We start from the raw sequence: 18,332 nt of genomic DNA on the forward strand, positions 1-18,332 counted from the left end.
CGCGGGCGACGGCGGCGTGGCGGCGGGCGTCTCGGTCGCATCGGCCGGACGCGCGGCAGCCGTCGCCTCGCCTTCGGGCTTGCGGCGCGGACGGCGCTCGCCGGGCTTGCGTTCGCCGCGACCGCCGCCGCTGCGCGACTTGCCGCCGCGGCGCTCCTCGTCGGCGGCGCGCTGCTCGCGGGCCTCGCGGAAGATCGCGCTGACGCTCTCGCCGGCGTCGCCGTCCTGCGGCTCGCGCGGTGCGCGCGGCACCGCGACCAGCAGTTCGGGGGTCACCGGCTCGACCGGGATCTTCTGCTCGATGTAGGCCTCGATGTCCGGCAGGCTCATCGCGTAGCGCTCGCAGGCAAAGCTGATCGCGTCGCCCTCCGCGCCCAGGCGGGCGGTACGGCCGATGCGGTGGACATAGTCCTCGGCGTCGAACGGCAGGTCGTAGTTGTAGACGTGGCTGATGCCGTCGATGTGGAGGCCGCGCGCGGCGACGTCGGTCGCCACCAGGATGTCGAGCTGGCCCTTCTGGAAACGGCCCAGCAGGGACTCGCGTTTCTTCTGCGGCACGTCGCCCGACAGCACGCCGACGCGGTGGCCGGCCTTCTCCAAAGCGCGCGCGACGCGCTCGACGAACACCTTGGTGTTCACGAACACCATCGTGCGGGCCGCCTCGCTGCGCGACAGCAGGCCGATCAGCAGCGGGATCTTCTCCTCGTCCGCCGGGAAGTACATGCGCTGGCGGACCCGGGCCGCGGTGATGGTCTCGGTCTCCACGACCAGCTTCTCGGGCTCGTTCATGTGCTCGTAGGCGAGCTCGAGCACGCGGTGGCTCAGGGTCGCGCTGAACAGCAGGGTCTGGCGCTCGGTGCGGATCGGCATCCGCCGCAGCAGGAAGCGGATGTCCTTGATGAAGCCCAGGTCGAACATCCGGTCGGCTTCGTCCAGCACGCACATCTCGCAGGCGTGCAGGCTGACCACCTTGTGCTGCTTGACGTAGTCGATCAGGCGGCCGGGGGTGGCGATGATGATGTCGGCGCCTTCCTGCAGGATCGAGCGCTGCTTGTCGTAGTCCACGCCGCCGTAGACCAGGGCGAACTTCAGGCCCAGCTGGCTGCCGAACTTCACCGCGTCCTTGTGGATCTGGATGGCCAGCTCGCGGGTCGGCGCCAGGATCAGCGCGCGGGGGTCCTCGGGCTTGCGCTCGGCCAGTGCCGGGCGGGTCAGCAGGCGGTTCATGACCGCGACGAGGAAGGCCAGGGTCTTGCCGGTGCCGGTCTGGGCCTGGCCGGCGACGTCGCGGCCGGTCAGGGCGATCGGCAGGGTCATGGCCTGGATCGGGGTGCAACGGGTGAATCCGGCGCCTTCCAGCCCGGCCAGCAGGTCGGGGTGCAGGCCGAAGGACTCGAAGGTGACATCGGTCAGGGGTTTGTCGCTCATTGCGTTCAGGGTTCCGCGCGGGGGTGGCCGCGTCTGGTCTCGAAGAAAGCAGTGCTTGCGTGGCTGGCGCCATCGCAGCAGACTGCCGGGGTCGGCCAGTGGATGTTCTGACCGCAGCGGGCGACGGCCCTTGAAGCCGTCGCAATAACGCCCCAGTTTACCCCAAGGGCCGGTCCAACCGGTGCCCATGCCCCGCCGACGGTGCGCCGCCGGACAGGTACCGGCCCGCGACACCCCCTTCCGCACCCCCAGGAGAACCTCGTGAGCGAGAAAATCATGCATGTCGGCGACGCCGATTTCGACAGCGCCGTCCTGCAGTCGTCCGAACCCGTGCTGGTCGACTTCTGGGCCGAATGGTGCGGTCCCTGCAAGATGATCGCCCCGGCCCTGGACGAGCTGGCCGAAACCTACGCCGGCAAGGCCCGGATCGCCAAGGTCAACGTGGACCACAACCGCGCGACCGCGATGAAGTACCACGTCCGCTCGATCCCGATGCTGCTGCTGTTCAAGGACGGCCAGATCCAGGACACCCAGATCGGCGCGGTCGGCAAGGCCCAGCTGAGCCAGATGATCGACAAGGCCCTCTGAGGCCGCCCCGGCCGGTCCGCGAGGGCCGGCCAGCCGGGCTGAACGGAATCCCCTGCCCCCCTTGCGCGACGCGCGGCGGCGGTGCTAGTTTCATGGAACCCGGCGCGCTGGATGTTGTCTTCCGCACCGCCGCACCCCTTCTGGATACACCACCAGACCCATCACGTCCCCGACGCCACGCTCGCCCGATGCGAGCGCTCGCCGTTTAGCGAGGAACCCACGCTTGTCCGACAAGACCCCCGACGCCGGCGAAACCGCCGAGAAGCGCGTGCGCAAGCCGCGCGCCACCAAGGCGACGTCCGCCACCGCTGCCAGCAAGACCGAGGGCAGCCCCTCCGAATCCACGCCCAAGCCCGGCGCCGAGGCACCGGCCCAGGCCGAGAAGCCCGCCGCCAAGGCCACTGAAGGCGACAAGGCCCCCGGCGCCGACAAGACCGGTGGCGACAGGCCCGCCTCCGAGGCCAGCCCGCAGGGCGGCCAGGAGTCGGGCGCGCAGGACGCCGGCGATGGCCAGCGCGGCAACCGCGACAACGGCCAGGACGGCGGCCGCGGCAACAACCGCCGCGAGCGCTTCCGCAACCGTCGCGAGCGCAACCGGGGCGGCGGCGGCAACCGCAACCGCGACGGCTTCCCCGAGGACGGCGGCCAGGAAGAATTCGTGCCGCGCAACAACCCCCAGGTCCCCGAGGGCTTCCCCAGCTACTCGCTCAGCGACCTGAAGAAGATGCCGGCGGCCAAGCTGCTCGAGGTCGCCGAACAGCTCAACATCCACGAGGGCGTGGCCCGCGCCCGCAAGCAGGACGTGATCTTCGCGGTCCTCAAGGTGCTGACCCGCCACGGCGAGGGCGTCGTCGCCGACGGCGTGCTGGAGATCCTGCCCGACGGCTTCGGCTTCCTGCGCGCCCTGGAGGCCAGCTACCTGGCCGGCCCGGACGACGTCTACATCAGCCCCAGCCAGATCCGCCGCTTCAACCTGCGCACCGGCGACCACCTCTCCGGCCGCATCCGCTGGCCGAAGGACGGCGAGCGCTACTTCGCCCTGTCGGTGGTCGACACCATCAACGGCGAGCCGCTCGAGGCGAGCAAGAACAAGGTCCTGTTCGAGAACCTGACCCCGCTGTTCCCGCGCCGCAAGTTCACCCTCGAGCGCGGCGACGGCAGCACCGAGGACATCACCGGCCGCATCCTCGACCTGATGGCGCCGCAGGGCAAGGGCCAGCGCGCGCTGATCGTCAGCCCGCCCAAGGCCGGCAAGACCATGCTCATGCAGCAGGTCGCCACCGCGATCACCAGCAACCACCCGGACGTGCACCTGATCGTCCTCCTCGTCGACGAACGTCCCGAGGAAGTGACCGAGATGCAGCGCACCGTCCGCGGCGAAGTGGTCAGCTCCACCTTCGACGAGCCGGCCGGCCGCCACGTGCAGGTCGCCGAGATGGTGATCGAGCGCGCCAAGCGCCTGGTCGAGCACAAGAAGGACGTGGTGATCCTGCTCGATTCGATCACCCGCCTCGCCCGCGCCTACAACAACGTCGTCCCCAGCTCCGGCAAGGTGCTCACCGGCGGCGTCGACGCCAACGCGCTGCACCGCCCGAAGCGCTTCTTCGGCGCGGCCCGCAACGTCGAGGAAGGCGGCAGCCTGACCATCATCGCCACCGCGCTGATCGACACCGGCAGCAAGATGGACGAGGTGATCTACGAAGAGTTCAAGGGCACCGGCAACTCCGAGGTCCACCTCAACCGCCGCATCGCCGAGAAGCGCGTGTACCCGGCCATCGACATCAACCGCTCCGGCACCCGCCGCGAGGACCTGCTGATCGAGCCGGAGCTGCTGCAGAAGATCTGGATCCTGCGCAAGCTCCTGCACGGCATGGACGAGATCGGCGCGATGGAGTTCCTGCTCGACAAGATGAAGAACACCAAGTCCAACGACGAGTTCTTCAGCTCGATGAAGCGCTGAACATGATGTGCGCCGCAGGTCGGCGCTCCCGCACGCAAGAAGCCCCGCCATGCGGGGCTTCGCTTTTTGGCACCTTGCGCGCCTTACCCCTGCGGCGCCAACTCGAAGCGACTGTCGATGGCCACGGCTTCGTTCTTCGCCTTGCCGGCCGCCGCCTGGCAGACCGGCGCGTTCCCCTGGGATTCCCGGATGGCATCACGAGTGACCGCCCGCGAGGGGGAACGCACGATCGTTATCGGCAGCTCCATCACGGTGGACACCGGCCGGCCGTCGATGATTTCCGGCTTGAACCGGGCCCGCGCAATATCGCGCCGAACGTCACGTCGCCAGCCCGACCCATAGCGATCTTCGAGCTCGGGATCCACGAGATGAGCTTCCAGCAACTCGGCACTACCATCGGGCTCGACCCGGTAACGCACCAGGAAGTCGTACTCCACGCCAGACTTCGCGGTCCGCATCAGGTTGAAGGGAGGGTTGGGTACCCATTGGCCCGATACATTGCCTGGCCCGTTGATGCCCTTGGAAACCGCGACGTTCAGGCGACCCTCCGTTGATGCTGCCAGGCATATCTGCACGTGGGCCCAGGTCTTTCCCCCCACCGCTTCACCATTCTCCACGATCGGCTTGAAGCGCCACTCCGCGACGGCTTGTTCGGTGCGTTCCCGAAGCACATCGGGCAAACGGGCGTCGGGGTCCAGCTCGACGCCGACGACCCGGCCACCGGCATCGACTTCGATACCCGCCTGCACCACCACCAGGGTCGGGGCCTGGCGTTCTTCCGCGCGGGCTGCGGGCAGCACCGACAGTCCGGCGACCAGGAGGCCGATGGCCACGAATGCTCTGTTTCCGGTCATTGCATGCTCTCCAGCGCGACGTGTTCGAGTCCAGGCTCCAGTCGCAAGGCTCAACCCTCCCCCGATTCCAACGGGGTAACCAAACGCGGGCCTCGCCGCTGCACCGGATACATACCCCCAGCCAGCAGCGTGTCCGGAGGCACGTCATCGCCCCGCGCCCACGGACTCTCGTCGCGCGGGCCGGGAATGTAGGCCTGCCATTCGCCGTATTCGGGGTGCCGCTTGCCTGGCGCGATGAAGTCCACCGGGATCCTGACGAGCCAGCAGCCGTCGACCAGCGTGACGTCGCCTGGACGCTTGAGGGTCCAGCGACGGGCCGCGGCGACGGACACCCGGGCCAGGGTATGGCGCATCTTGGCCATCACGCGTTCGCTGGTGACCGCCTGGAGATTGACCTGTTCGGCGAAGGCGTCCTCGACCGTGCCGTCGGCGCGCACCTTGGCGATCAGGTACACCGTTCCGCCCACGCCGGCTTTGGCGAGGGTCGCGGGATACCCCGGCGGGCGCAGGTCCTGCTTGCCGCGATCGCTGTTGCGCGGTTGGAAACTCACCGCTGCGATGCGGATCGCGTATTCGTCATCGCCGGTCTTGCGCGCCACCAAGCGGATGTTGGCCGGTGCCTGTGCCGGCACCGCGACCCCGTCTACCTTCACCGGCTCGAACCGCCAGGAGGGGATCCGCCGCTCGAGCAGCTCAACCGCGTAGCTGGGCAGTGCCTCGGGCCGATCGATCCGGTAACCCGACACGCGGCCATCGGGCTCGATGTCGATCGTCGCGGTCACGAGCAGACTGGCTTCGGCCTGCTCGCGCACGGCTTTTGCCCCCTGCGACCACGCGGTGCCCGCCACGCACAACAACATCAAGATCAAACCCAACCTGCGCATCTGGACTCCTTTCCCCGGACGTGTGGGCGAAGACAGCGCATCGCCGCGAACGCTGACACAATACCAAGGCCGCCGCGACACTGCCACGCGCGCGCCGGCGACGCACGGACCACGCCCCGGAGGCATCGCATGCACGGCCAAGGCCTCGAACTCGCACTGGTTTTCCTCATTGCCGCGGTGATCGCGGTGCCTGTGTTCCGCCGCTTCGGCCTGGGCGCGGTGCTCGGCTATCTCGCCGCGGGCGTGGTGCTGGGGCCGTTCGGCCTGAAGGCGGTGACCGATACCGAGCGCGTGCTCACGGCGTCCGAGATCGGCGTGGTGATGATGCTGTTCGTCATCGGCCTGGAGCTCTCGCTGCCGCGACTGAAGGTGATGCGCAAGCCGGTGTTCGGCGTCGGTGGCCTGCAGGTGCTGCTGTGCGGCCTGGCCCTGGCCGGCTTGTCGATGCTCGGCGGGCTGTCGCTGCAGGCGGCGCTGGTGGTCGGCTTCGGCCTGGCCCTGTCTTCCACGGCGGTGGGCCTGCAGCTGCTGGCCGAACGCAAGTCGCTCACCGCGCCGCACGGGCGGCTGGCGTTCGCGATCCTCCTGTTCCAGGACATCGCCGCGATCCCGCTGCTGGCGGCGATCCCGCTGCTCGGCAGCGCCAGCACGGCGGCCGCCGAGGGCGACGCGGCGTGGCTGGCGGTCGCCGAGGCCATCGGTGCGATCGCCCTGCTGGTGATCGGCGGACGGCTGCTGCTGCGGCAGGTCTTCCGCATCGTCGCGCGTTCGGAAATGCCCGAGGTGTTCACCGGCGCCGCGCTGCTGACCGTGCTCGGATCGGCCTGGCTGATGCAGCACGCCGGCCTCTCCGCCGGGCTGGGCGCGTTCATCGCCGGCGTGCTGTTGGCCGACTCCGAATTCCGCCACGAGCTCGAGTCGCAGATCGAGCCGTTCAAGGGCCTGCTGCTGGGCCTGTTCTTCATGGCCGTGGGCATGAGCATCGACCTCGACCGGGTGCTTGCCGAACCGGCGCGCATCGCGGCCCTGGTCGGCCTGCTGATGTCGGTGAAGTTCGTGCTGGTCTATCTGCTGGGCCTGCGGCCCGGCGGGCTCGACCGGCGCGAGACGCTGCAGCTGGCGGCGGTGCTGGCGCTGGGCGGCGAGTTCGCCTTCGTCGTCTTCGCCGAGGCCGTGCGCGCCGGCCTGCTGGACATGGTCGAGCGCGACCGCCTGGTGGCCGCGGTAGGCGTGTCGATGGCACTGACCCCCCTGCTGCTGATCGTGGTCGCGCGGCTGCTGTCGCACGCCCCGCGCGGCGCGCCCGAGCGCGAGCCCGATCCGTTGCCCGACGACGGCCACCCCCAGGTACTGATCGCCGGCTTCGGCCGCTTCGGCCAGATCGTCGCGCGCCTGCTGGCCTTGCACCAGACCCCCTTCATCGTGATCGAACACGACGTCGAACAGCTCGAGTTCTCGCGCCGTTTCGGCAACACCATCTACTACGGCGACCCGGCCCGGCCGGACCTGCTGCGCTCGGCGGGCGCGGCGCACGTGCGCGTGTTCGTGGTGGCGATCGACGACCCGGCCGAGAGCCTGCGCGTGTCCCGGGCCATCCGTCACCTCTATCCCGAGGCGCGCGTGTTCGTGCAGGCACGCGACCGGCGCGTGGCCTGGGAGCTGATGGACATCGGCGCCGAACCGATCCGCGAACTGCTGTACTCGAGCCTGCACACCGGCAAGACGGTCCTGCGCGCGCTGGGCGTGCCGGAGGACACCGCTCGCATGATCACCGCGCGCTTCGCCGACCACGACGCGCGCCTGCTCGAGGCCCAGCATCCGATCCGCGAGGACGAGGACGCGCTGAGGCAGACGGTGCAGGATGCGCGCCGCGAGCTGGAGGAACTGCTGCGGGCCGACGTCGGCGAAGGCGTGCTTGCACGCAGCATCGATGGGCGCCGCGAAGGCGAGGCGCCACGCCTGGATTGATCGCGCCTGCGGGGCGCCGGCCGCGCCGGGCGCGGCTCAGGACTTGTCGCGCAGGAAGCGGGCCATCGAGACGTTCGGATTGGCCGTCGGCGGCGCGAATTCGGCGGCGATGTCGACGAAGCCGCGCATCACCGCGATCTCGCGCGGCGTGCGGTTGAGGCTGTCGCGCGCATCCGGGTCGGCGCCCGCGCGCAGCAGCCAGCGCACCACCTCCAACAGTCCGTGCAGCGCCGCCAGGTGCAGGGGGCCGAAGCCGCGCGGGTCGGCGACGTCCAGGCGGGCTTCATGGTCGAGCAGCAGTTCCAGGCCGGCGACCAGGCTGTCCTCGTCGGCGACCGTGCCCGGTTCTGCGCGGGCGCCGAGCAGGAGCAGCAGCGGTGGCGTGCCGGCGGCCTCGACGTTGCTGTCGGCGTCGCCACCGGTCAGCAGCAACGTGTCGAACAGGGCGATCAGGCGGCTGCGCTCGCGCGCGGTGAAGCCGTACATTGCGGCGCAATGGATCGCCATGCGGCCCTGGCTGTCGAGCGCATGGGCGTCGGCACCCGCGGCGAGCAGGCGCGCGGCCATGTCGGGCAGGCCCAGCGCGCAGGCGACCATCAGCACGGTGAGGTCGCCCGGCAGGCGCTGCTCCAGCGAGGCACCGGCCTCGATCAGGCGATCGACGATGTCGGTGTGGCGCATGCTAACCGCCGCCGACAGCGGCGTCGCGCCGGAATTGGCCGCGCACTGCGGATCGGCACCGCGCACCAGCAGCAGGTCGATCAGTGCGCCATGCCCCCCGCCGGCCGCGCGCAACAGGGCGGTGCAGCCCTGGTTGTCGACGGCATCGACGGGCAAGCCGAGGTCGAGCAGGCGGCGGACGGCGTCGGCATCGCCGACGATGGCCGCGGCCGGGACATCGCTGTCGCGCAGCGGTCGCCGCGGCAGCGACCAGCCGCGCCAGTCCAGCCAGTCGGCCAGGTCGCGACGCCCGGACGACAGTGCCACCCCGAGCGGGGTCTGGCCATCGGCGGCCAGCAGGTCGGGGGCGGCGCCATGGGCGACCAGCAGGCGCAACATGGGCGTGCGGCCCAACGCGGCCGCCAGGTGCAGGGGGCTCATGCCGTGCGAGTCGCGCCGGTTGAGGTCGACCCCCAGTTCGCACAGCTGGCGCAGCAGGCGGGCCCAGCCCAGGCGCACCGCCAGGGTGGAGGACACGTCGCCTTCGCGCGAGGCACCGAAGGGATCGGCACCGCGCGCGAGCAGGTCCAGGGCCAGCATTTCGTGTTCGGCGCCGGTGGCGCCCTGGCGGGCGCAGGCGGCCAGGTAGCGCGCCAGTCCGCCGGCGCCGGCCGGCGAAACCGCCTGCCCGAGCAGGGCCTGGATGCGCGCACGCGCACTCGCGCCCTCGGCCAGCCAGGCGAACAGGACCGTGTCGCCGTCGGCGTCGCGCAGTCCGGTGTCCGCGCCCTGGCGGCACAGCCATGCGGCCTGCGCGGCGGTGGGCTGGGGGTCATTGCCGCGCAGGATCCGGCCCAGTTCGGCCGCCGGCAGCAGGCGCGCGATCGCGGCGGCGCCGTTCTCGCGGCCCTCGCGCAGGGCGTCGCGCAGGAGTTCGGCCGGCGCGCGGTCCGGGATCGGGGCGACGGCATCGGCATCGAAGCCGGCATCGCCCTCGTCCTCCACCAGCCGCGAAGGCAGGTCGTAGCCGGCGTCCAGCGCCGCGACCAGGGCCCATCGGCCCGACTCGGCGGCGCGGTCGAGCGCACGCTTGCCGTCGCCGTCGCGCTGTTCGGGGTCCACGCCCAGCGCGAGCAGGCGCTGGACCATGGCCGGCGGCGTGCCCTCGGCCATGCAGGCCAGGTGCACCGCGGTGTGGCCGCGCGCGTCGACGACGCCGGCTTCCTGGGCACCATCGCGCGGCAGGTGCACCAACAACTGCTCCAGGACCTCGGCGCGACCGGCCCGACAGGCTTCCAGCACCGCGTTGCGACCCTGCCCGTCGACCAGGGCCGGGTCGGCGTCGGCCGCCAGCAGCGTGGCGATGATATCGCCATGCCCGGCCCACACCGCTTCGTGCAGGGCGGTGCGACCGCGCGGGTCCTGCGCATCGACGCGCGCCTTCTGCTTGAGCAGCAGTTGCACGCCGGCGACATCGTCGTCCTCGCCGCCGGCCGCGGCGAGCAGTGCGGGCTGGCCGCCGGGGGGATGCGGTTGCGCGCCGCGCTCGAGCAGGAAACGCGCCAGCCGCCAGTTGCCGCTCGCACAGGCGACGCACAGCGGCGACTGCGCGTCGGCGTTGAGCACGTCCAGCTCGGCGGCGGCGTCGCGCAGCAGCGCGGCAACCCCGGGATCGGAGCTGCGCGCGGCATGGTGCAGCGGCGTGTTGCCGTCGGCATCGGCCAGGCGCGGGTCCGCGCCGTTGGCGAGCAAGGTCATCACCGCGTCGGGCCGGCCGTGCCAGCTGTCGCGGGTGGCCGCCACCAACGGCGTCATGCCGCCGGCGGTGGCATTGAGGTCCACGCCCTCGGCGATCAGCTGGCGCAACAAGCGCAAGTCGGGCAGGACCGCGGCCAGGGCCGCCAGGCTGCGGCGGTCGCGATCGCCTTCCGGCGGCGGGGCATGTGGATCGGCGCCATCGGCGATCAGCTCCAGCGCGCGTTCGACGCGACCGCCACGCGCGGCGGCGTACAGCGCCGGTTCGAGCGGCTCGCCCGGGCTCGCCACCACGGGCGCTTCGTGGGCCTCGCCCTCCGCAGCCTCCTCGCCGCCGACGACGAGCACCGGATCGGCTTCGTCGATGCCCTGCAGCCACGCGTGCAACAGGGGCGAACCGAGTGCGACGAGCACGGCCAGCGACCAGCGCGCCGCTGGCGCAAGCAGGCCGGGCCACGCCATCAGTACCGCGAGGCCGAGCAGGCCCAGCACCACCGAGGCGACGACCAGGCCGCGCCAGGCGCCCACCTCGACGTCGGCCAGGGCATGCCAGGCCGGCGGCAGCGGGCCGCCGCGGCGCTCGACCGACTGCCACATCGGCCACAGCCGCCACAGCCCGACCAGGGCCGCGCCGCAGACGATGCTGACGCCGAGGGCGGCCGACAGCGAGCCGCGCGCGACCAGCGCCGACAGCGGCCAGGCCAACAACAGGGCCAGCGCCAGGCCGGCGCCGCCCCACATCAGCAGCAGGGCCAGTCCATCGCGCCGCGCATCGAAACGGCGGGGGGCCTCGAGGCGACCGCTGTCGGGATGGCGCGCGCGCCACAGGCGGGCGGCCACCGCGAACGCCGGCTGCGCCAGCAGGCCCGACAGCGCCGCCAGGACGCCACCGAAGCCGCCCAGCAGGGCAAGCAGCACGCCGGCGCCCAGCGCAGCCGGCAAGACCCTACCGTCGACGCGGGCGACCACCGGGGCCGGGCGCGCGGCGGGAGGCGTCGCGGACTCAGGCATCGGTACCCCAGTCCTCGGTCATCGGATCGGCGACGCTGGGCGGGAACTGCAGGTGGAAACCACGCAGCGCCAGGTTCCCGCGCACCACGTCCGGGTCTTCCTGGGCCAGGCGCCGCTCCGGGGTCAGGGCGACCTCAAGGACGAATTCCAGCCGCCCAAGCTGGGTGCGAAGGGGTTCGGGCAGGCGGGCGAAGTCGTCCCGTGCGGCCAGATACAGGTAGGTATCGGCTTTGCGAAGGCTCTTGTAGACGTAGGCTTGCATCGGTCGGGCGACGGCGGGCCGGGGGAACGGCCGTGGCGAGATGTTGTACACAGCATACCCGCCGACAGCGCCGGCGCGAACACGATTCGCGACGCCCGTCGCAGGCCGCGGAGCCCCCGGCGGGCGGGGGTTCAGGCGCTGCGCCGGCTCAGTGGTAGCCGACGTCCGCGGCGATCTTGCCCTTGAACACGCTGTACGACCACCAGGTGTAGCCCAGGATCGCCGGCAACAGCACCACCAGGCCCACCAGCACAAAGCCCTGGGACTCCGGCGGCGAAGCCGCCTCCCAGATGGTCAGCGACGGCGGCACGATGTTCGGCCACATGCCCAGGACCAGGCCGGCGAAGCCGAGCACGAAGAAGCACAGCGTCAGCAGGAAGGGCCGTGCATCGCGGCCTTCGTCCATCACCGCGCGCCACAGCGCGAACGCATTCGCCAGCACCAGCACCGGCACCGGCGAGAGCCACAGGAAATTGGCGCCTTCGAACCAGCGCGCCATGATCCGCGAGTCCAGGAACGGCAACCAGGCGCTGACCAGGCCCATGAACACCACCACCACCAGGACCAGCGGCCGGGCCAGCGTGCGCGCCACCTTCTGCAACGCGCCCTCGGTCTTGAGGATCAACCAGCAGGCACCGAGCAGAGCATAGCCGAACACGACCGCCGCGCCGGTGAGCATGGAGAAGGGGCTGAACCAGTCGAAGACGCCGCCGACGTACTTGCCGCCCTGCAGCGGCATGCCCTCCACCAGCGCGCCCAGGATCACGCCCTGGGCGAAAGCCGCCAGCAGCGAACCGATGGAGAACGCCGCGCCCCAGGCCGCTTTGGCCCGGCGCGCCTTGAAGCGGAACTCGAAGGCGACGCCCCGGAAGACCAGGGCGATCAACATCAGCAGCACCGGCAGGTAGAGCGCCGACAGCACCACCGCATAGACCTTCGGGAACGCGGCCAGCAGGCCCGCGCCGCCCAGCACCAGCCAGGTCTCGTTGCCGTCCCAGATCGGCGCGGCGGTGTTCATCATGTGGTCGAGCTGGCCCTCGTCCTCGGCGAACGGCGCCAGGATGCCCAGGCCCAGCACGAAGCCATCGAGCAGGACGTACATCAGCACGCCGAAGCCGATCACGCCGAACCACAGCACCGGCAGCACGGTTTCCATGTTCATCGCGCGTCCTCCTGGCGGCCCGTCGCGCCGGTCTCGCCGTCCTCGATGGATTCGTCGGGCACCGACAGCGGGCGCATGGGCGTCTTCTCGCCGCCCTCCTGCGACAGCGGCGGCTCGTGCGGCACCGGCCCCTTGCGCAGCAGCTTGAACAGGTACCAGCTGCCGGCACCGAACACGATCGCGTAGGCGATCGCGTACACCACCAGCGAAGTCAGCACCGCCGCCGCGGCGACCGGACTGACGGCGTCGGCGGTGCGCAGCAGGCCATGGATCACCCAGGGCTGGCGGCCGATCTCGACCACGTACCAGCCGGCGAGGATGGCCACGAAGCCCGACAGCGTCATCGCCCGCCAGCCGGCCAGCAGCCAGCGGGTGTCGTACAGGCGCTTGCGCCACCACGCCCAGAGCGAGGCCAGCACCAGCAGCAGCATCAGCACGCCCAGCCCGACCATCACCCGGAACGCATAGAACACCGGCTTGACCGGTGGGCGCTCGCTGGCGGGCACCGCGGTCAGGGGCTCGATCTCGCCGTCCCAGCTGTGGGTGAGGATCAGGCTGCCCACGCGCGGGATCGCGACCTCGTAGTCGTTGCGTTCTTCGCGTTCGTTGGGCACCGCGAATACCACCAGCGGCACGCCCTCGCCCGGGCCTTCGCTTTCCCAGTGCGCTTCCATCGCGGCCAGTTTCACCGGCTGGTGCTCGCCGACGTTCAGGCCGTGCAGGTCGCCGACGAAGATCTGCACCGGCACGGTGATCGCCGCGAACAGCACCGCCATGCGCAGCATCCTCCGCGCCGCCTCGCGGTGGACGCCCCGGTACAGGTAGGCGGCCGCGGTCCCGCCGATGACGAAACAGGTGGTGATGAAGGCCGCCAGCACCATGTGCGCCAGGCGGTACGGAAAGGAGGGATTGAAGATGATCGCCGACCAGTCGGCCGGGTGGAACACGCCGTCGACGAGCGTGTAGCCCTGCGGCGTCTGCATCCAGCTGTTGGCCGAGATGATCCAGAACGTGGAGATCAGCGTGCCCAGCGCGACCATGCAGGTGGCGAGGAAGTGCAGCTTCTCCGACACCCGCCCCCAGCCGAACAGCATCACGCCCAGGAACGTCGCCTCGAGGAAAAAGGCGGTGAGCACCTCGTAGCTCAGCAGCGGCCCGAGGATGTTGCCGGCCTGCTCGCTGAGCACCGCCCAGTTCGTGCCGAACTGGAAGCTCATGACGATCCCCGAGACCACGCCCATCCCGAAGGAGACGGCGAAGACCTTGGTCCAGAAGAAATACAGGTCGCGCCAGACCGTGTCGCGCGTGCGCAGCCACTGGCCCTCGACGAAGGCCAGCCAGCTGGCCAGACCGATCGTGAACGCGGGAAAGAGGATATGGAACGAAATGACGAATCCGAACTGGATCCGCGACAACAGCAGGGCATCCACGCAGCGCGCCTCCACGGCACGCGGGGGGGGTGCCGCGACCCCTATTGTCCGCCTATTCATCGCTCGACGAAAGTCGCGCCATGACCGATGGCCCGATCCGGCACAGGCGCGGGCTGCTACGCTGCGGCGGTTTTTCGCCGGAATGCCACTGCCCATGCGACCACGCCACGCCCTTGCCGCCCTGCTTGCGCCCTTCGCGCTCTCCATCCCGACGGCCATGGCCGCCGACACCACGCCGACGCTGGCGCCCAATGAACCGCTCACCCTGACCCAGGCGATGGCCGACCCCGACTGGATCGGCCCCCCGGTCGAGGACGCCTGGTGGCGCTGGGACGGCCAGCAGGCGCAGTACCGGCTCAAGCGCGAGGACTCGCTCGTGCGCGACACCTGGCAGGTGTCCGTCGCCGGCGGCGAAAGCGCCCGCGTCGAGGATGGCGCGCGCGCCGACCTGGACGCGCCCTACCCCGCCTACGACGCCGGCCGCACGCGGATGGCCTTCGCCCGCAATGGCGATATCTTCGTGCGCGACCTGCGCAGCGGCGCGCTGACCCAGGTGACCCGCACCGACGCGCGCGAAAGCCGCCCGGAGTGGAGCCGCGACGGCAACCTCGTGTTCCGTGCCGGCAACGACTGGTACCAGTGGCGTGCCGGCCAGGGCACCCGCCAGGCCGCGCTGGTGCTGGCCGAGAAGGACCCCGGCAAGGCGCTCGAAGCCGACGACCTGCGCGACCGCCAGCTGCGCTACATCGAGACCCTGCGCGAGGATCGCGACCAGCGCGACGCGGTGCGCGAGCAGGAACGCGCCTGGCGCGACAGCGACCCCACCCGCGCGCCGGCGGCCGCCTACCTGGGCGAGGAGGTCGTCATCGACGACAGCGCGCTGTCGCCCGACGGACGCTGGCTGCTGGTGGTGACCGAGGCCAAGGGCGCCGAGGCCGGCAAGACCGGTCAGATGCCCAAGTACGTCACCGAATCCGGCTACGAGGAATTCGAGGAGGTCCGCACCCGGGTCGGCCACAACGCACCGCTGCCCAACCGGCTGTGGCTGGTGGAGGTGGCGACGGCGAAGGTGACCGAGCTCGAACTGGGCGTCCTGCCGGGGATCGACACCGACCCGCTGGCGGCCATGCGCAAGGCCGCCGGCAAGGACCCGCTGGACGGCAACCGCGCCGTGCGCGTGGAGTCCGACGCGGGCGGCAGCGGCCCGGCCATCCACTGGACGGGCGACGGCAGCCAGGCCGCCGTGCTGCTGCGCGCGGTCGACAACAAGGACCGCTGGATCGCCACGGTCGATCCGCGCCAGGCCCGCCTGCAGCCGCGCCATCGCCTGACCGATCCGGCCTGGATCAACTGGAGCTTCAACGACTTCGGCTGGACCCCCGACAACGCGCTCTGGCTGCTGTCGGAGGCGTCCGGGCATTCGCACCTCTACCTCAGCGAGGGCGGCGGCAAGCCGCGCGCGCTCACCTCCGGCGACTGGGAGGTTTCGCAGCCGCAGCTGTCCGCCGACGGCAAGCGTTTCTTCTTCACCTGCAACCGCGACTGGCCGGGCGATTACGAAGTCTGCGCGGTGGACCGCGACGGCGGCAACGTCCGCGAGCTGACCGCGCTGGACGGCGTCGAGGACTTCAGCCTCTCGCCCGACGGCCGCCGCCTGCTGGTGCGTTACTCCGGCAGCTACCTGCCGCCGCAGCTGGCCGTGGTCGACGCGGCCGGCGGCGACGCGGTCGCGCTGACCGACACGCGCTCGCCCGCATACAAGGGCCGCGAGTGGATCCAGCCCGAATACGTCCAGGTGCCCAGCAAGCACGGCGCCGGGACCGTCTGGGGCAAGTTCTACGGACCGGATAACCCCGAGCCGGGTCGTCGCTACCCGATCGTGATGTTCGTGCACGGCGCGGGCTACCTGCAGAACGTGCACGAGCGCTACCCGGCCTATTTCCGCGAGCAGATGTTCCACAACCTGCTCGTCCAGGAAGGCTACGTCGTGCTCGACCTGGACTACCGGGCGAGCGCCGGCCACGGACGCGACTGGCGCACCGCGATCTATCGCCAGATGGGCCACCCCGAGCTCGAGGACTACCTCGACGGCCTGGACTGGCTGGTCGAACAAAAGCAGGGCGACCGCGACCATGCCGGCATCTACGGCGGCAGCTACGGCGGCTTCATGACCTTCATGGCGCTGTTCCGCGAACCGGGCGTGTTCAAGGCCGGCGCGGCGCTGCGGCCGGTGACCGACTGGTCGCAGTACAACCACGAGTACACCAGCAACATCCTCAACACGCCCGAGCTCGATCCGGAGGCGTTCAAGCGCTCCTCGCCGATGGAGTACGCCGACGGCCTGCAGGACGACCTGCTGATCGCCCACGGCATGATCGACGACAACGTGTTCTTCAAGGACTCGGTGATGCTGACCCAGCGCCTGATCGAGCTGCGCAAGAAGAACTGGGAACTGGCGCCGTATCCGCTGGAACGCCACGGCTTCGTCCATCCCGACAGCTGGTACGACGAGTACCGTCGCATCCACGAGCTGTTCGAGCGCACGCTCAAGGACGGCGACTGAATCCGGCGAGCATCCACGACTGGCAAAAAGAAGACGCGCCCCAACGGGCGCGTTTTTTCTTCCCCCCGGAGAACGCGCCGTATACGTCACCGTCGGGAGGGCCCGCTCCTGCGGCGCGCGGCCAACCCGCGGACGCACGCCCGCCCACGCGCAGACGCCCCGGGCCATGGAGCACCGGGGCGTCGCGGGTGGCGCGATGTCGGCGGTCGCGGACCGCCGGTGGGTCTTACCAGACCACCTCGGCCATCGAACAGTTCAGGCCCGAGCCGATACCGAGCAGGGCCACGCGGTCGCCCTTCTTCAGGCGGCCCATCTCGCGCAGCTTGCTCAGCACGATCGGCACCGAGGCCGGACCGATGTTGCCGTGCTCGTTGAAGATCGTCAGGACCTTGGCCGGGTCGATGCCGAATGCCTTCACGAAGGCCTTGGTGTGCACCTGGCTGACCTGGTGGATGACGAACTCGTCCATCTCCTCGGCCACCCAGCCCAGCGCGCCCTTGGCCGCGATCCAGGTCTTCTGCGCCAGCTTGAGGCCCTCGCTGAGCAGCAGGCGGGTGTCGGTGACCATGCGGTCCAGGTTGCCGCGGCACAGGCCGTTCCACTGCGTGGCCGCGCGCGTCACGCCTCCGCGGTAGCGCGGCGCGCCCGGGGCGAGTTCGGCACGGGCCAGGACCATCGCGGCGGCGCCGCAACCCAGGGTCAGCGTGGCCAGCTCGTTGCGGAACATTTCCTCGGTGGCGTCCGGCGAGGACAGGCGCTCGAGGGTCTTGTCGTATGCCAGCCCGGCGGTCTCGCCATCGACGACCAGGGCGTAGTCGATCTCGCCGCGCTCGATCATGCGGCTGGCGATGTCCATGCCGTTGATGAAGGCGAGGCAGGCGTTGGCGACGTCGAAATTCTGGCAGTTCTCGGACAGCTTGAGGTTGCCGCTGACGATGCTGGCCGTGGACGGCTCCAGGTAGTCGCGGCTGACCGAGGTGTTGACCAGCAGGCCGACGCGGTCGGGCTCGATGCCAGCGTCGGCCAGCGCCTTCACGCCGGCGAGCGTGGCCGCGTCGGAGGCCAGCATGTCGCCGTCCCAGAGGCGGCGCGCGTGGATGCCGGCGATGTCCTTCAACACGTCGGTGCGGATGCCGAGGCGGTCGAGGGTCGGCTTCAGCCGGACATTGATTTCATCCGAGCTCAGTCGACGCGGGGCGTCGATATGGGCCAGGCCGGCGATGGCAACGTGTTGGAACAGCATGGCGGCAGCTACCAAAAACGGAAAAGCGCGCCAGCATACCGCGTTGGCACCGAGCTTGCATCCGCCACCGAATGGGGGCGTGGAAAATGGAACTCAGCCGCCCAGCGGGTAGGTCCGGGCGGTCCCGGCGCCGGCGTCCGCGTCGGCCGGGGCGGCGACCCGCGCGCTGCCGCCGCAGCGATAGCCGGCGTAGCGCTGTTCGCCATCGACCGGCTCGCCCAGCGGCTGGATGGTGTCGGCGCCCAGTCCGGGGCCCTCGTTGCGGGCCAGGGTCTCGAGTTCCTCGCGCACGCGCAGCGGGTTGCGGTCGTAGAACGCCACGCTGTCCTTCACCGAAACGCTGATCTCGCCGAGCTTCTGGCAGCCGGCGGGGGCCGCGCCCGCGCCGACCACGCGTACCGCGCTGGCACCCGGCGCCATGTGCACCCAGGTGCAGCCGGCCAGGCCGCTGGAAAGAAGCAGGACGCCGGCGAGGGCGGGAAGCAGGTGTCGACGCATGGCTTGGGGTTCCCCTGGCTGGATCGGGCCGCGCGGGCGCGCCCGGACAATGAGGACAGGGCGCCG

At 70.7% G+C, this 18,332-nt stretch carries 12 protein-coding genes and 1 pseudogene; 4 read left to right on the forward strand and 9 right to left on the reverse strand.

Translation table 11 applies throughout. From position 1 onward, the window contains the following. Positions 1–1,428 (reverse strand): ATP-dependent RNA helicase RhlB (gene rhlB, locus H4F98_RS04640; RefSeq protein ID WP_182685477.1); only part of this gene is annotated, 1,428 nt, incomplete at its 3' end. A gap of 261 nt (positions 1,429–1,689) precedes the next feature. Between rhlB and trxA the strand changes: the two genes are divergently transcribed. Together trxA and rho are read left to right on the forward strand one after the other, a co-directional pair. Next, positions 1,690–2,016: a thioredoxin TrxA gene (gene trxA, locus H4F98_RS04645; protein ID WP_141519172.1), complete on the forward strand. Its 327-nt coding sequence runs from the start codon at positions 1,690–1,692 to the stop codon at positions 2,014–2,016. Between the two features lie 268 nt (positions 2,017–2,284). After that, positions 2,285–3,976, forward strand: a complete 1,692-nt coding sequence (gene rho, locus H4F98_RS04650) for a transcription termination factor Rho (RefSeq protein ID WP_425487571.1) — start codon at positions 2,285–2,287, stop codon at positions 3,974–3,976. A gap of 83 nt (positions 3,977–4,059) precedes the next feature. On the opposite strand, the gene H4F98_RS04655 is transcribed toward rho, so the two are convergent. Then, positions 4,060–4,830 carry a hypothetical protein gene (locus H4F98_RS04655; RefSeq protein ID WP_182685479.1) on the reverse strand — a complete coding sequence of 257 codons (771 nt, stop codon included), beginning with the start codon at positions 4,828–4,830 and terminating at the stop codon, positions 4,060–4,062. A 50-nt stretch (positions 4,831–4,880) separates the two neighbouring features. After that, positions 4,881–5,714 (reverse strand): energy transducer TonB, encoded by an 834-nt coding sequence (locus H4F98_RS04660; protein ID WP_182685480.1) that lies wholly within the window; start codon positions 5,712–5,714, stop codon positions 4,881–4,883. Between the two features lie 129 nt (positions 5,715–5,843). Between H4F98_RS04660 and H4F98_RS04665 the strand changes: the two genes are divergently transcribed. Next, the gene (locus H4F98_RS04665; RefSeq protein ID WP_182685481.1) at positions 5,844–7,682 is read left to right on the forward strand and encodes a monovalent cation:proton antiporter-2 (CPA2) family protein; all 1,839 of its coding nucleotides are present in this window, start codon (positions 5,844–5,846) and stop codon (positions 7,680–7,682) included. 36 nt (positions 7,683–7,718) lie between these two features. Here H4F98_RS04665 and H4F98_RS04670 read toward each other — a convergent pair whose 3' ends face one another. From H4F98_RS04670 to H4F98_RS04685, 4 genes are all read right to left on the reverse strand, one after another. Further along, positions 7,719–11,108 (reverse strand): ankyrin repeat domain-containing protein, encoded by a 3,390-nt coding sequence (locus H4F98_RS04670; protein WP_182685482.1) that lies wholly within the window; start codon positions 11,106–11,108, stop codon positions 7,719–7,721. After that, positions 11,101–11,370 carry a YcgL domain-containing protein gene (locus H4F98_RS04675; protein WP_182685483.1) on the reverse strand — a complete coding sequence of 90 codons (270 nt, stop codon included), beginning with the start codon at positions 11,368–11,370 and terminating at the stop codon, positions 11,101–11,103. Before H4F98_RS04675 ends, H4F98_RS04670 begins: the two co-directional genes overlap by 8 nt. A gap of 148 nt (positions 11,371–11,518) precedes the next feature. Continuing rightward, positions 11,519–12,532 (reverse strand): cytochrome d ubiquinol oxidase subunit II, encoded by a 1,014-nt coding sequence (gene cydB, locus H4F98_RS04680; protein WP_182685484.1) that lies wholly within the window; start codon positions 12,530–12,532, stop codon positions 11,519–11,521. Continuing rightward, positions 12,529–13,962, reverse strand: coding sequence for a cytochrome ubiquinol oxidase subunit I (locus H4F98_RS04685; RefSeq protein ID WP_182685485.1), 1,434 nt, complete (start codon positions 13,960–13,962; stop codon positions 12,529–12,531). The genes cydB and H4F98_RS04685 overlap by 4 nt, the downstream gene beginning before the upstream one ends. A gap of 217 nt (positions 13,963–14,179) precedes the next feature. Here H4F98_RS04685 and H4F98_RS04690 point away from each other — a divergent pair, with 217 nt between their 5' ends. Continuing rightward, a complete protein-coding gene (locus tag H4F98_RS04690) occupies positions 14,180–16,525 on the forward strand; it encodes a prolyl oligopeptidase family serine peptidase (RefSeq protein WP_182685673.1) in 2,346 nt (781 codons plus the stop codon). 226 nt (positions 16,526–16,751) lie between these two features. Here H4F98_RS04690 and H4F98_RS04695 read toward each other — a convergent pair whose 3' ends face one another. After that, positions 16,752–17,768 (reverse strand): 3-oxoacyl-ACP synthase III, encoded by a 1,017-nt coding sequence (locus H4F98_RS04695; protein WP_182685486.1) that lies wholly within the window; start codon positions 17,766–17,768, stop codon positions 16,752–16,754. Between the two features lie 174 nt (positions 17,769–17,942). Continuing rightward, positions 17,943–18,266 (reverse strand): annotated as a pseudogene (locus tag H4F98_RS04700) (DUF4156 domain-containing protein); the annotation flags it as partial. Positions 18,267–18,332 lie beyond the last annotated feature (66 nt).

It is taken from the genome of Marilutibacter spongiae, assembly GCF_014145325.1.
GTDB classification, from domain to species: Bacteria; Pseudomonadota; Gammaproteobacteria; order Xanthomonadales; family Xanthomonadaceae; genus Marilutibacter; species Marilutibacter spongiae.

Excerpts from the sequence above, each read along its gene's own strand:
- H4F98_RS04655 (WP_182685479.1), bottom strand. The coding sequence starts at position 4,830 with ATGACCGGAAACAGAGCATTCGTGGCCATCGGCCTCCTGGTCGCCGGA.
- H4F98_RS04660 (WP_182685480.1), bottom strand. The coding sequence starts at position 5,714 with ATGCGCAGGTTGGGTTTGATCTTGATGTTGTTGTGCGTGGCGGGCACC.
- H4F98_RS04665 (WP_182685481.1), top strand. The coding sequence starts at position 5,844 with ATGCACGGCCAAGGCCTCGAACTCGCACTGGTTTTCCTCATTGCCGCG.
- H4F98_RS04670 (WP_182685482.1), bottom strand. The coding sequence starts at position 11,108 with ATGCCTGAGTCCGCGACGCCTCCCGCCGCGCGCCCGGCCCCGGTGGTC.
- H4F98_RS04675 (WP_182685483.1), bottom strand. The coding sequence starts at position 11,370 with ATGCAAGCCTACGTCTACAAGAGCCTTCGCAAAGCCGATACCTACCTG.
- cydB (WP_182685484.1), bottom strand. The coding sequence starts at position 12,532 with ATGAACATGGAAACCGTGCTGCCGGTGCTGTGGTTCGGCGTGATCGGC.
- H4F98_RS04690 (WP_182685673.1), top strand. The coding sequence starts at position 14,180 with ATGGCCGCCGACACCACGCCGACGCTGGCGCCCAATGAACCGCTCACC.
- H4F98_RS04695 (WP_182685486.1), bottom strand. The coding sequence starts at position 17,768 with ATGCTGTTCCAACACGTTGCCATCGCCGGCCTGGCCCATATCGACGCC.